This window comes from Oceanicola sp. 22II-s10i (assembly GCF_002210105.1).
Lineage (GTDB): Bacteria > Pseudomonadota > Alphaproteobacteria > Rhodobacterales > Rhodobacteraceae > Pseudooceanicola.
On record NZ_AQQU01000009.1, the window covers coordinates 32,855 to 45,693 of the forward strand.

General features: G+C 66.9%; 10 protein-coding genes. 6 read left to right on the forward strand and 4 right to left on the reverse strand.

Translation table 11 applies throughout. The features are described 5' to 3' along the window. Positions 1 to 9: 9 nt before the first annotated feature. On the reverse strand, positions 10 to 450 hold the full coding sequence (locus tag ATO6_RS19205; protein ID WP_088625664.1) for a PaaI family thioesterase: 441 nt from the start codon (positions 448 to 450) through the stop codon (positions 10 to 12). 156 nt (positions 451 to 606) lie between these two features. Here ATO6_RS19205 and ATO6_RS19210 point away from each other — a divergent pair, with 156 nt between their 5' ends. Beyond that, positions 607 to 3,699 (forward strand): valine--tRNA ligase, encoded by a 3,093-nt coding sequence (locus tag ATO6_RS19210; RefSeq protein ID WP_088625665.1) that lies wholly within the window; start codon positions 607 to 609, stop codon positions 3,697 to 3,699. Between the two features lie 83 nt (positions 3,700 to 3,782). Further along, on the forward strand, positions 3,783 to 4,673 hold the full coding sequence (locus ATO6_RS25320) for a lysozyme inhibitor LprI family protein (protein ID WP_088625666.1): 891 nt from the start codon (positions 3,783 to 3,785) through the stop codon (positions 4,671 to 4,673). Positions 4,674 to 4,730: 57 nt separating this feature from the next. Here the strand turns inward: ATO6_RS25320 and ATO6_RS19220 are convergent, their stop codons facing one another. Next, complete coding sequence (locus ATO6_RS19220; RefSeq protein ID WP_088625667.1) at positions 4,731 to 6,692, reverse strand: acetoacetate--CoA ligase; 1,962 nt, start codon at positions 6,690 to 6,692, stop codon at positions 4,731 to 4,733. Between the two features lie 193 nt (positions 6,693 to 6,885). Further along, complete coding sequence (locus tag ATO6_RS19225; RefSeq protein WP_088625668.1) at positions 6,886 to 8,316, reverse strand: Glu/Leu/Phe/Val dehydrogenase; 1,431 nt, start codon at positions 8,314 to 8,316, stop codon at positions 6,886 to 6,888. A gap of 333 nt (positions 8,317 to 8,649) precedes the next feature. Here ATO6_RS19225 and ATO6_RS19230 point away from each other — a divergent pair, with 333 nt between their 5' ends. The 3 genes from ATO6_RS19230 to ATO6_RS19240 are packed head-to-tail and all read left to right on the forward strand — an operon-like array spanning position 8,650 to position 11,213. Further along, positions 8,650 to 10,065, forward strand: coding sequence for a Tad domain-containing protein (locus ATO6_RS19230; RefSeq protein WP_088625669.1), 1,416 nt, complete (start codon positions 8,650 to 8,652; stop codon positions 10,063 to 10,065). An 18-nt stretch (positions 10,066 to 10,083) separates the two neighbouring features. Beyond that, positions 10,084 to 10,626 carry a TadE/TadG family type IV pilus assembly protein gene (locus ATO6_RS19235; protein ID WP_088625670.1) on the forward strand — a complete coding sequence of 181 codons (543 nt, stop codon included), beginning with the start codon at positions 10,084 to 10,086 and terminating at the stop codon, positions 10,624 to 10,626. An 8-nt stretch (positions 10,627 to 10,634) separates the two neighbouring features. Further along, on the forward strand, positions 10,635 to 11,213 hold the full coding sequence (locus ATO6_RS19240; RefSeq protein WP_088625671.1) for a TadE/TadG family type IV pilus assembly protein: 579 nt from the start codon (positions 10,635 to 10,637) through the stop codon (positions 11,211 to 11,213). Positions 11,214 to 11,247: 34 nt separating this feature from the next. On the opposite strand, the gene ATO6_RS19245 is transcribed toward ATO6_RS19240, so the two are convergent. Further along, positions 11,248 to 11,733, reverse strand: coding sequence for a hypothetical protein (locus tag ATO6_RS19245; RefSeq protein WP_088625672.1), 486 nt, complete (start codon positions 11,731 to 11,733; stop codon positions 11,248 to 11,250). A gap of 168 nt (positions 11,734 to 11,901) precedes the next feature. On the opposite strand from ATO6_RS19245, the gene ATO6_RS19250 reads away from it, so the two are divergent. Continuing rightward, positions 11,902 to 12,813, forward strand: coding sequence for a pirin family protein (locus tag ATO6_RS19250; RefSeq protein ID WP_088625673.1), 912 nt, complete (start codon positions 11,902 to 11,904; stop codon positions 12,811 to 12,813). Positions 12,814 to 12,839 lie beyond the last annotated feature (26 nt).

Genomic DNA, 12,839 nt, shown 5'->3' on the forward strand with positions numbered 1-12,839 from the left:
TTCAGGCGATCAGCCCTTCAGCGCCTTTTCCGACGCCGCCCGCGCCCGCGCCGACGACCCCAGCCGGATGGTCGAGCTGGCCTTGGCCACCACCTCGCCGCTTTCCGACTTCAGGTGCCCCTCGGCGAATACCGTGCTGCGCCCCGCCCGTTCCAGCCAGGCCTCGGCCAGCACCAGACCGGGCCGCGCGGCGGAGAAATAGCTGACCTTCATCTCCAGCGTCAGCGGCACAACATCCGCCTGCCCGAGCGAGCGCACCGCATGGGCCATCGCGGCGTCGATCCACGCGGCGACAAAGCCGCCCTGAACGATCCCGCCCGAATGGCACATGTGCATCCCGGCCAGATATTCGACCGACGCGCGGCCATCCTTCATCTCCACCACCCGCTGCAGGCCGAGGGTCTTGGATACCGTGCTCGCCTCGGGGTCGGTCCTGACGTCGTCGCTCATTCGCTGCCTCTCATCATCCAGTCCCGCGCAACCTTCCGCACCGCGGCACGTTCCGCAAGCCACCACCCGCATCGCCCAAGGATGCGCAGGCCACCCGCCCCCTTCCCCTTGCCCCCCGGTTTCGTTATCTGACCCCGGACCGCAGGAGACACGTCGATGGCCATGGAAAAGACCTTCAACGCCGCCGAGGCCGAGGACCGCATCTACAAGGCGTGGGAGGCCGCGAATGCCTTTGCCGCCGGTGCGAACGCGCAGCCCGGCAAGCCCGCCTTTTCGATCATGATCCCGCCGCCGAACGTGACCGGCTCGCTGCACATGGGTCATGCGTTCAACAACACGCTGCAGGACATCCTGATCCGGTGGAAGCGGATGCAAGGCTTCGACACGCTCTGGCAGCCCGGCACCGACCACGCGGGCATCGCGACCCAGATGGTGACCGAACGCGAGATGGCCGCGAACCAGGAACCGTCGCGGACCGAGATGGGGCGCGAAGCCTTCCTCGACCGCGTCTGGCAGCAGAAGGTCAAGTCGCGCGGCACCATCATCGGGCAGCTCAAGCGCATCGGTGCCTCCTGCGACTGGTCGCGCGAGGCGTTCACCATGGGCGGCGCCCCCGGCGATCCGGAGCCGACGCAGCAGAACTTCCACGACGCGGTCATCAAGGTCTTTGTCGACCTCTACAACAAGGGCTTCATCTATCGCGGCAAGCGGCTGGTGAACTGGGACCCGCATTTCGAGACGGCGATTTCCGATCTGGAGGTCGAGAACATCGAGGTCGCGGGCCACATGTGGCACTTCAAGTATCCGCTCGCGGGCGGGGCGACCTACACCTATGTCGAGAAGGACGAGGACGGGAACATCCTGTTCGAGGAAGAGCGCGACTATATCTCCATCGCCACCACGCGCCCGGAAACCATGCTGGGCGACGGCGCGGTCGCGGTTCATCCGTCGGATGAGCGCTATGCGCCAATCGTCGGGAAACTCTGCGAAATTCCGGTCGGCCCGAAAGAGCACCGCCGCCTGATCCCGATCATCACCGACGAATATCCCGACCCGACCTTCGGTTCGGGCGCGGTGAAGATCACCGGCGCGCACGACTTCAACGACTACGGCGTCGCCAGCCGCAACGGCATCCCGATGTACCGCCTGATGGACACCACGGCCAAGATGCGGGACGACGGCCAACCCTATGCCGAGGCTGCGGAAATCGCCCAAGCTGTTGCAAAGGGTGAAAAGACGCTGAGCGTGGCCGAGGCTGACGCGCTGAACCTCGTCCCCGACCACCTGCGGGGCCTCGACCGGTTCGAGGCGCGCAAGAAGGTGGTCGAGGAGATCACCGCCGAGGGCCTCGCCGTGATGACCGAGGCGACCGATCCCCGGCTGGGCAAGGCCGCGATCAAGGCCCCGCTGGAACCCTCCGAGGGCGGCGAGATGCGGACCGAGGAGGAAAACCTCGTCCCGCTGGTCGAGTCCAAGCCGATCATGCAGCCCTTCGGCGACCGCTCCAAGGTCGTGATCGAGCCGATGCTGACCGACCAGTGGTTCGTGGATGCCGCCAAGATCGTCGGCCCCGCGCTGGACAAGGTCCGCGACGGGGCGGTCAGGATCATGCCCGAGAGCGGCGAGCGGACCTACTACCACTGGCTCGACAATATCGAGCCCTGGTGCATCTCGCGCCAGCTGTGGTGGGGGCACCAGATCCCCGTCTGGTATGCGCCCGACCCCGCCGGCGATGACTGGATGTATGTCTGCGCCGCGACCGAGGCCGAGGCGCTGGACAAACTGCGCGCGCATCATGGCGAGGATGCCGATTTCCGTATTGTCGACACCGCACAGGATGCCGCCGCGATCCTCGCGGATGACCTCGACGCGATGAACACCCGGACCGAGGGCAAGATCCGCCAGCCGCAGGGCCCGATCTCGATTCCCGTCTTCCGCGACCCCGACGTCCTCGACACGTGGTTCTCCTCCGGCCTGTGGCCGATCGGCACGCTCGGCTGGCCGGAAAAGACGCCGGAGCTGGAGCGCTACTTCCCGACCTCGGTCCTCGTCACCGGGCAGGACATCCTGTTCTTCTGGGTCGCCCGGATGATGATGATGCAGCTGGCCGTCGTGGGGGAAATCCCCTTCCACGAGGTCTACCTGCACGGGCTCGTCCGCGACGCCAAGGGCAAGAAGATGTCCAAGTCCGTCGGCAACGTCATCGACCCGCTCGACATCGTGGATGAATACGGCGCCGACGCCCTGCGCTTCGCCTCGGCCGCGATGGCGGCGCTCGGGGGGACGCTGAAGCTCGATATGCAGCGGATCGCGGGTTACCGGAACTTCGGCACCAAGCTGTGGAACGCCTCGCGCTTCGCCGAGATGAACGGGGTGTGGGAGGGGCACGCAACACAGGCCACCCCGCCGCAGGCGACCGCCACGCTGAACCGCTGGATCATCGGCGAAACCGCCCGCGTCCGCGAAGAGGTGGACGCGGCGCTGACCGCCTACCGCTTCGATGACGCCGCCGCCGCGCTCTACCGCTTCGTCTGGGGCAAGGTCTGCGACTGGTATGTCGAGTTCTCCAAGCCGCTGCTGCAGGAGGACGCGCCCGAGAAGGCCGAGACGCAGAAGGTCATGGCATGGGTCCTCGACCAGTGCATGATCCTGCTGCAACCCATTATGCCCTTCGTCACCGAGGAGCTGTGGCAGACCACCGGCCAGCGTCCCAAGATGCTGATCCACGCCGACTGGCCGACCTACACCGCCGCCGACCTCGCCGACGCCGCAGCCGACCGCGAGATGTCCTGGGTGATCCAGCTGATCGAGGACATCCGCTCGGCCCGCGCGCAGGTGCATGTGCCCGCCGGTCTGCAGCTGCCGGTCGTCGTCACCGCCATGTCGGACGAGGCGAAGACCGCGTGGGACCGGAACGAGACTCTGATCAAGCGCCTCGCCCGGATCGACAGCCTCACCGCCGTCGACGCCTTCCCCAAGGGCTGCATCACCGTCCCGTCCGAGGGCGCGACCTTTGGCATCCCGCTGGAAGGCGTGATCGACGTGGCCGAGGAAAAGGCGCGGCTGGAGAAATCGCTGCAGAAGCTGGGGAAAGAGATCGGCGGGCTGGAAGGCCGGCTGAAGAACCCGAAGTTCGCCGAAAGCGCGCCGGAGGAGGTGGTCGAGGAAGCCCGCGACAACCTCGCCGCCCGCCAGGGCGAGGCGGCGCAGATCGAGGCCGCGCTGAAGCGACTGGCCGAGATCGGCTGACCCAGCGGGCGGCGCGGTGGCTTTACGCCCCGCGCCGCAGCGCTACACTCGCCTGCATTGATCCCGTGCATTGCGAGCCGCCCATGTCTTTGTCCCGCGCCCTGCCCTTCGCCCTCGGCCTTGCCCTGCTCGCGCCGCCCGCGATGGCCGCCTCCCCCAGTTTCGACTGCACCAAGGCGGGCACACCGACCGAATACGCGATCTGCGACAACGACGAACTGGCCCGCCTCGACGTCGCGCTGGCCGAGGCCTATGCCCGCGCCCGCGCACGGGGCGAACCGGGGCTCAGGGACCGTCAGCGCGCGTGGATCAAGGAGCGCGACCGCTGCGGCGCGAATGTCGCCTGCCTGGCGGGGTCGATGCGCCAGCGCCTCGCGGAACTGGGCGCGCCGGTCCCCGGACAGGGCACGCCTCCGGGTGGCGGCGTTCAACCTCCTCCGGGGGGCGGCATCCAGCCTCCGCCGGGTGGGGGGATCCAGCCCCCGCCGGGTGGGGGGATCCAGCCTCCGGGCTTCAACCCGCAGCCGCCGGGAGGGGGCATCCAGCCCCCCGGCGGCAGTTTCCCCGTCTTTCCCGGCGGCAGCCTGCAGAGCGGCGGCCAGTCCGCGCCCGGCGCGTTCGGCCTGACCGGGCTCTACTGTGTCGGCTCGGCGGCGCTGGCCTTCCGGGACGAAGGCGACCGCGCCACGTTCAATGTCGCGTTGTTCCTGGAGAACGGCCACGCCTGCGGCACGCCGGACCTGAGCGCTACCTTCGAGAACGGCGGCTGGACCGCGCGCGACGGGGCCTGCACCCTGCGTGTCGCGCGCACCGACACCGGCCTGAGCCTGTCGGCGGAACCGATGCTGGACTGCCGGCAGCTCTACTGCGGGGCGCGGGCGATGATCCCGGACCTTGAATTCCCCTATGGCAGCCGGGCCCCCGCCGTGGCCGACCCGCTGGCGTGGAACTTCATGGAACAGGGCTGCGGCTGACACCCCGGCACGGCGCGGCGCCGCGCGCCGTCAGGCGGGACGAGCGCGCCCGTGCCGTCACGCCTGTCCGGCGCGCGATGCCGCATAGGCGAGATAGGCGTCGAAGCTCGCCGGGTTGGCCATGCTGTCGCGATTCACCACCTTCGCCGGATCGCCGCCCAGAAGCAGCTTCTTCACCGGAACCTCCAGCTTCTTGCCGGACAGGGTGCGCGGCACCTCGGCCATCTGGACCATCTCGTCCGGCAGGAACCGGGCCGAGACGCTGTCGCGGATCGCCTGCGCGATCTTCCCCTTGAGCGCATCGTCCAGCGCCACACCTTCGCGCGGGACGACGAACAGCACCATGAAACTGTCCCGCCCGAGGAATTCGAGGTCGATGACGAGACTGTCCATCACCTCGTCCAGCCCCTCGACCGCGCGGTAGATCTCGGACGACCCCAGACGCAACCCGCGCCGGTTGATCGTGGCATCCGAGCGGCCATAGATCACAGATCCGCCCTCGGGGGTGATCTCGATCCAGTCGCCATGCCGCCAGACACCGGGATAGGTGTCGAAATAGCTCTCGTGCAGGCGCGATCCGTCCTCGTCACCCCAGAAGAACAGCGGCATCGAGGGCAGCGGCTCGGTGCAGACCAGTTCGCCGACTTCGCCGATCAGTTCCTTCCCGGCCTCGTCAAAGGCCCGGACCGCGTTGCCAAGCGCCCGGCACTGCATCTCGCCCGCCCTGACGGGCAGCATCGGGTTGCCCAGCACGAAGGCCCCCGCGATGTCCGTCCCGCCGGAAATCGGGGCGAGCCAGAGGTTGCGCTTCACCTCGCGATAAATCCAGTCGTAGCCCTCCTGGCTGAGCGGGGACCCGGTGGAGCCGAGCGAGCGGAGCGCCGAGAAATCCAGTTCCGCGCCGGGTTTCACGCCCGCCTTCTCGCAGCCCATGAAGAAGGCCGCGCCCGCGCCGAAGTAGGTCAGCCCCTCCTCGGCCACCATGCGCCAGACCTGCAGCATGTCGGGATGGTTCGGCGCCCCGTCGAACATCGCCACCCGCGCGCCGCGGCCAAGCGCCATCCACTGGCAGTTCCACATGATCCAGCCGGACGAGGTCATCCAGCAGAACCGGTCGCCGTCGCGGATGTCCATGTGCAGCGCCTGCTTGGTGCCCTCCAGCACCGCGCCGCCATGGCCGTGGACGATGGGCTTGGGGTTGCCGGTGGTGCCCGAGGAATAGACGATCCACAGCGGATGCGAGAACGGCACCATCTCGGCCTGCGGGGCATGGTCGCCCTGCTGCATGTCCTCCCACGCCGACCAGCCCTCGGGCAGGCCGAAGAGCGCTGGCACCATCACCCGGTGCGCCAGCGTCGGCAGCTGCGCCGCGATCTCCTCGGCCGAGGCGCGGCGGTCGTAGGTGCGGCCGCCGTGGACGTAACCGTCCTGCGCGATCAGCACCTTGGGTTCGATCTGGCGGAAGCGGTCGACGATCGCGGCCTGGCCCATGTCCGGGGCGCAGAGCGACCAGACCGCGCCCAGCCCGACGGTGGCGAGGAAGGCGATCAGCGCCTCGGGCGCGTTCGGCAGGATCGCGACGACCCGGTCGCCCTGCCCCACGCCCATGCCCCTCAGCGCCGCCTGCGCCGCGCCGATGCGGGCCGACAGTTCACCCCATGTCATCCGGGTCCGGCCAAAGGTTTCAGACCACAGGACCAGCGCGGTTTCGTCGGATTTGTCGGCGAAATGTCTGAGGAAGGGCGCGAGGTAGCTTGTCGTCGCGCCGGGAAACCAGTCGGCGCCGGGCATCTTGCGCTCGGGCAGCACCTCGGACCATCCGGCGACGGGCAGGTCGAAGAATTCGATGATCGAGGTCCAGAATCCCTCCAGATCGCTGACCGACCAGTCCCAGAGCGCCGGGTAATCCGCGAAGCTCAGGCCGCGTTCTGTTTCGAGCCAGCGGATGTAGTCGGCCATCACGGTGGCCTCGGCGCGCGCGGGCGTCGGGCTCCAGAGTATGGGGCGCGGGTCTGTCATGATGTGGTCCTCCCGGCGGGAAGGTTTCCATGCGGCGCGGGCGGGTGCAAGAGCGGGCGTGCGGCGCGCGTGGCGGGCGGGATTGCGGGGGCTCTGCCCCCGCCGTGGCTGCGCCACGGCTCCCCCGAAGTATTTGTGACCAGAAGAAGCAGGGGACCGGCGCGTGGTCCGCCGGTCCCACCGCGTGGCGGGGTCAGAGGCCCTTGGCGCGGTAGCTGGCCGCGACCTTGCCGATCGACACGAGGTAGGCCGCGGTGCGCAGGTCCTCGACATCGTCGCGACCGTGCCAGACCTCGCGCATCGACTGGTAGGCGCTGCGCATCGTGTCGTCGAGGCCGGAGCGCACCAGCTCGAGCTCGTCGGCGCCGCGCAGGTATTTCTCCTTGAAGCCGGGCGACAGTTCCCAGCCGAGGCCCCGGTCGGCCGACAGGCGTTCTAGTTCGTGCACGATCAGTTCGTGGCGCGCCTCTTCCTGCCGCCGCTGCATCCGGCCGAAGCGGATGTGGCTGAGGTTCTTGACCCATTCGAAATAGCTGACCGTCACACCGCCCGCATTGGCATACATGTCGGGGATGATCACCGTGCCCCTTGCGCGCAGGATCTCGTCCGCGCCCGCCGTGACCGGGCCGTTTGCGGCCTCGATGATCAGCGGCGCCTTGATCCGAGGCGCGTTTTCCATCGTGATCACGCCTTCCAGCGCGGCGGGGATCAGGATGTCGCATTCGGTTTCGAGCAGCGCCGCGCCGTCGACCGAATGGGTCGCGTCGGGATAGTCCGACACGCCACCATGCCGGACGATCCAGTCGCGGACCGCGCGGACATTGAGCCCGTCGGGATTGTGGAGGGCGCCGTCGCGTTCCACGATGCCGGTGATCCGCGCCCCGTCCTCCTCGCTGAGGAACAGCGCGGCGTGGTAGCCCACGTTGCCGAGGCCCTGCACGATGATCCGCTTGCCGTCCAGCGAGCCGGTCAGGCCCGCCGCCGCCATGTCCTCGGGGTGGCGGAAGAATTCGCGCAGGGCATACTGGACCCCGCGGCCCGTCGCCTCGACCCGGCCCTGGATGCCGCCCGCGTTGATCGGCTTGCCCGTCACGCAGGCGCGGGAGTTGATGTCGGCGGTGTTCATCCGGTTGTACTGGTCCGAGATCCACGCCATCTCGCGTTCGCCCGTGCCCATGTCCGGCGCGGGCACGTTCTGGGCCGGGTGGATCAGGTCGCGCTTGATCAGCTCGTAGGCGAAGCGGCGGGTGATCTGTTCCAGCTCGTGCTCCTCCCATTCCCGCGGGTCGATGCAGAGCCCGCCCTTGGAGCCGCCGAACGGCGCCTCGACCAGCGCGCATTTGTAGGTCATCAGCGCCGCCAGCGCCTCGACCTCGTCCTGGTTCACCTCGGGCGCGTAGCGGATGCCGCCCTTGACCGGCTCCATGTGTTCGGAATGGACCGAGCGGTAGCCGGTGAAGGTCTGGACCCGGCCACGCAGGCGGACGCCGAAGCGCACGGTGTAGGTGGCGTTGCAGACGCGGATCTTTTCCTCGAGCCCGGCGGGCAGGTCCATCAGGGCGACCGCCCTGTTGAACATCAGGTCCACTGACTGACGGAATGACGGTTCGGCTGTCTTCTGCATCTCGGCGTTCCTCCCTTGCCGGTCGCGTATCTTTTCAGCCTCCACCTTAATGCCGCAATTTCAACCAATGGATGACCGTTTCTTTAAGGAAATGTCGGAAAAGAACGAGAAACCGGGGCCTGAATTGACGGGATTTTCCGGAAGTGCGGCACCAAGTGCCCCGATTACGACCCAAAGGCATGTCCCCGGTGACATTGCAGCCGCGCTGGAAACGAAACCCCATTTTCGGTCTCGCCGTGGCCGCATTTCGGCCACGTTCCGAGTCTATCCCTTTGGACAAATTCAATAACCGGCGTCCGAGCCGGACCGCGACTTTCGCGAGGTAAGGTAGAGATGCGCAGACCGCGTTCCCTGAGCAGCCTTCAGGCCATTCGTCCCGCCGTCCGGCGGCACCTGTTCCGTTTCGCCCGCGAAGAGGACGGCGTGATGATCGCGCTGGTCATCTTCCTGCTGCTGATCCTGCTGACCGTGGGCGGCGTCGGCGTGGACGTCATGCGGCAGGAAATGAACCGCGCCCGCCTGCAGGACGTGCTGGACCGCGCGATCCTCGCCGCGGCGGACCTCGACCAGACCTATGCCCCCAAGGACGTGGTGGAGGACTATTTCGAAAAGTCCGGCATGAAGGACTTCCTCACCAACGTCTCGGTGGATCAGGGATCGACCTACCGGATCGTGAACGCGACCGCGTCCACCCAGATGAAGACGCAGTTCCTCGGCAAGATCGGCTTTCCGACCTTCACCGTGAACGCCTATGGCCAGGCCGAAGAGAGCATCGGCGACGCGGAAGTCGCACTGGTGCTCGACATCTCCGGGTCCATGGGGTCGAACCAGCGGCTGCAGCGGATGCAGACGGCCGCCAAGGACTTCGTGGACACCGTGATCCTCGACGAGTCTCTGGACGCCGTTTCGCTGTCGGTCGTGCCCTACACGTCTCAGGTGAACGCCGGCGCCAAGATCATGGACCGCATGAACGTCCTGCGGAAACACGCCTTCTCGAACTGCATCATCTTCACGGATGAGGATTACGACCGCACCGATATCGGCACCACCCGGTTCTACGAACAAGGCGAACATTTCGAACTGACCGGCCACCTGAACGGGACGATCACGAACCCGAGCTGCCCGATGCGCAGCTACGAGGAAATCGCGGCGTTCAGCAACAACCGGCAGCAGCTCAAGCAGCAGATCAGCCAGTTCAACTCCCGCGCCAACACCTCGATCCACATCGGGATGAAATGGGCGACCGGCATGCTCGATCCGTCCTTCCGTCCCGTCGTGACCTCGCTCGTCAGCTCCGGCGACGTTCCGGAGGCCTTCCTCGGCCGGCCGACCGCATGGACATCGGGTGCGCTCAAGACAATCATCCTGATGACCGACGGCGAGAACTTCACGACCTACGGCATCCGTCCGCAGGCCTACGGCACGCCCTCGCAGCGCTATCACTGGCACCAGCATTCGCTGATCGACTGGGTGCAGGCCAATGTCGACCAGAGCCTCTGGAACGATTTCTACTTCGTGCGCTCCACGCCGGCGAACTCGGACTCGCTGCTGGACAAGATCTGCACAAGGGCGAAGGAGGCCGGAATCCTCGTCTGGACCGTCGGGTTCGAGACCAGCAACCACGGCGCCAGCGTCATGGCCAAATGCGCGTCGTCCCCCAGCCACTTCTTCCGGGTGGAAGGCGTGGAGATCAGCGAAGCGTTCAAATCCATCGCACGTCAGCTGAACAAGCTGAAGCTGACGCAGTAAGCGGAGGGACGAGAGACCATGACACCGCCCCGCTTCCAGTTCCTGCGCCGTTTTGCCCGCGACACCCGCGGCGCCGTGGCGATCGTGGAATTCGCCATCATGTTCCCGATCTTCCTGACGATCTTCCTGTCGGGGGTCGAGATGGGGATGATGACGGTCCGGCAGACGATGATGGAACACGCGCTGGACCGCTCGGTCCGCGACCTGAGGATCGGCCTGCAGGAAGAGGTGACGCACGACACCCTGCGCGACCGGATCTGCGGCTATGCCGGGCTGCTGCCCGACTGCAAGAACAACCTGCGGCTGGAACTGCGGTCCTCGGACATGCGCGCGGTGGCCACGACACTCGGCGACACGCCGGACTGCATCGACCATTCCGAAGACGTGAACCCCGTGATCGCCTTCAACCCCGGCAAACGCAGCGAAATGATGGTGATGCGGGCGTGCTTCGTCTTTTCGCCGGTCTTCCCGAACATCGGCTTCGGCTTCAGCGCGCAGAAGAACGGCGCCGGGGACATCGCCCTGTACGCCACCACCGCATTCGTCAACGAACCGAGCTGAGGCGCGCCATGTCCAACCGCATCATATCCCGCATCCGGACACGGCTGGCCATCTTCCGGGCCGAGACCGGCGGCAGCGCGGCCATCGAGGCGGTCCTGCTTCTGCCGCTGCTGTTCTGGGCCTACCTGGCGATGTTTTCCTTCTTCGACATGCTCCGGCAGCAGTCGCTGAACTACAAGGCGTCGTCGACCGTGGCCGACATGCTGTCGCGCGAGACGGATTTCATCAACGACACCTACATCTCGAACGCGCACAAGCTCTACAAGTCGATGATCCGGTCGGACAACAATTCGGCGATCCGCATCTCGGTCCTGAAATGGTCCGGCTCGCAGAACCGGTTCACGGTCGACTGGTCCAAGACCGGTGGCCCCGCCACGGCGCTGAGCAATGCCATGGTTGCCGGCTGGCAGACCAAACTCCCGCTGATGCCCTCGGACGAACGCATCATCCTGGTCGAAACCTGGAGCGATTATCACATCCCCTTCAAGATCGGGATGGATGATTTCAAGATGAACACCTTCACCTATGTCCGGCCGCGTTTCGCACCGCAGCTGCCCTTCTCGAACGACGGCGGCGGCAGCGTCTGACACGGCACCATGCGACGCGTCATGGCACCGGGCCTCAGAGCCCGGTGTTGCGTTTCACCAGCATGACCGACAGCGCGTCCGCCATCGCCCGGCACTCCGCCGCATGGGCCACGCCGCCGATCCCGACACGGCGCCCGAAACGCCAGTAGAGGCCGGGCGCCCAGAGGCGGGGCTTCTTTTCCGACAGACGCAGGACAAAGCCGTTCGACGGACGGAAGGCGAAGAGGCCGCGATCGACCGTCTCGATCTCGGCCACCCGCGCGATGACAAGGCCGCTGCCTGTGCGCAGTTCGGTCTCGGTCAGCTCCAGACTGTCGGCCGAGGCCCGGTGCATGACCACCGCGACCCAGAGGACCAGCAGACCGAGCACCGCCATGCCGATCCGCACCGGCACCGCCCCGCCCGGCCCCGCAAGGCCCAGCCACAGCACCATGGCGCCCAGCCCCGACAGCATGACCAGCCCGAAGACCCGCCGCGCGCCCGAGGCCTCGATCCGCGCCACAACCTCCGTGTCGTCCATGTGTCCTGCCCTCCCGCCCGGAATCCTCGCGCCGGAGTAGCGCCTTTGCCCGGACTTGGCCACCGCGAAGCCTGCAGCGGTGCACAGGACTTCCCCCGCCCGCGAACCGAGGCGTATCTTCCGGAACATGCACCCCGCGCCTATCTTCGGGTGCAAAGGAGAACAGCCATGTCCCTCAGACCTACGCTAGAGACCCGCCGCGCCATGCCCACGATGGAAGGCGCCGGGGTGAAACTGCACCGCGCCTTCGGCTTTCAGGACCCGTCCGAACTGGACCCGTTCCTGCTGTTCGACGACTTCCGCAACGAACGGCCCGAGGATTTCATGCGCGGCTTTCCGTGGCACCCGCACCGTGGGATCGAGACGATCACCTACGTGCTGTCCGGCACCGTCGAACATTCCGACAGCCTCGGTAACACCGGGCGGCTCGGCGCGGGCGACGTGCAGTGGATGACCGCCGGTTCGGGCATCATGCACCAGGAGATGCCGCAGGGGAACGCCACGGGGCAGATGCACGGCTTCCAGCTCTGGGCGAACCTGCCGTCGAACCTGAAGATGACCGCGCCGCGCTACCAGGACGTCAAGGGTCGCGACATTCCCGAGATCACGGATGACGACGGCACCATCGTGCGGGTCATCATCGGTTCGTTCTGGGGCAAGACCGGGCCGGTCGACGGCATCGCCGCCGATCCGCAGTATCTCGACATCACCATCCCGCCGGGCGTGAAGAAGACACTGCCGGTCGACACCTACCGCCGCGCCTTCGCCTATGTCTTCGAAGGATCGGCCGCCTTCGCCGATGCCTCCAAACCCTCCGGCGTGCTGCTGGAGAAGGAGGTCAGGGGTGAAGAGGTGAACATCCGCGATATGTCCGGCAACCGGACGCTGATCCGTTTCGGCACCGGGGACGAGATCACCGTTCAGGCGGGCGAACAGGGGGTCCGCTTCCTGCTGATCTCGGGCGCGCCGATCGAGGAGCCGGTCGCATGGCACGGGCCGATCGTGATGAACACGCGCGAGGAACTGATGCAGGCCATGACCGAGCTGCGCAACGGGACCTTCGTGAAGCCCGCGCACTGATCGCGCTGAATACGTGTTGCGCCGCC

What these genes read in the sequence shown, in the direction of transcription:
- ATO6_RS19205 (WP_088625664.1), bottom strand. Translation starts at nt 450, where the DNA reads ATGAGCGACGACGTCAGGACCGACCCCGAGGCGAGCACGGTATCCAAG.
- ATO6_RS19210 (WP_088625665.1), top strand. Translation starts at nt 607, where the DNA reads ATGGCCATGGAAAAGACCTTCAACGCCGCCGAGGCCGAGGACCGCATC.
- ATO6_RS25320 (WP_088625666.1), top strand. Translation starts at nt 3,783, where the DNA reads ATGTCTTTGTCCCGCGCCCTGCCCTTCGCCCTCGGCCTTGCCCTGCTC.
- ATO6_RS19220 (WP_088625667.1), bottom strand. Translation starts at nt 6,692, where the DNA reads ATGACAGACCCGCGCCCCATACTCTGGAGCCCGACGCCCGCGCGCGCC.
- ATO6_RS19225 (WP_088625668.1), bottom strand. Translation starts at nt 8,316, where the DNA reads ATGCAGAAGACAGCCGAACCGTCATTCCGTCAGTCAGTGGACCTGATG.
- ATO6_RS19230 (WP_088625669.1), top strand. Translation starts at nt 8,650, where the DNA reads ATGCGCAGACCGCGTTCCCTGAGCAGCCTTCAGGCCATTCGTCCCGCC.
- ATO6_RS19235 (WP_088625670.1), top strand. Translation starts at nt 10,084, where the DNA reads ATGACACCGCCCCGCTTCCAGTTCCTGCGCCGTTTTGCCCGCGACACC.
- ATO6_RS19240 (WP_088625671.1), top strand. Translation starts at nt 10,635, where the DNA reads ATGTCCAACCGCATCATATCCCGCATCCGGACACGGCTGGCCATCTTC.
- ATO6_RS19245 (WP_088625672.1), bottom strand. Translation starts at nt 11,733, where the DNA reads ATGGACGACACGGAGGTTGTGGCGCGGATCGAGGCCTCGGGCGCGCGG.
- ATO6_RS19250 (WP_088625673.1), top strand. Translation starts at nt 11,902, where the DNA reads ATGTCCCTCAGACCTACGCTAGAGACCCGCCGCGCCATGCCCACGATG.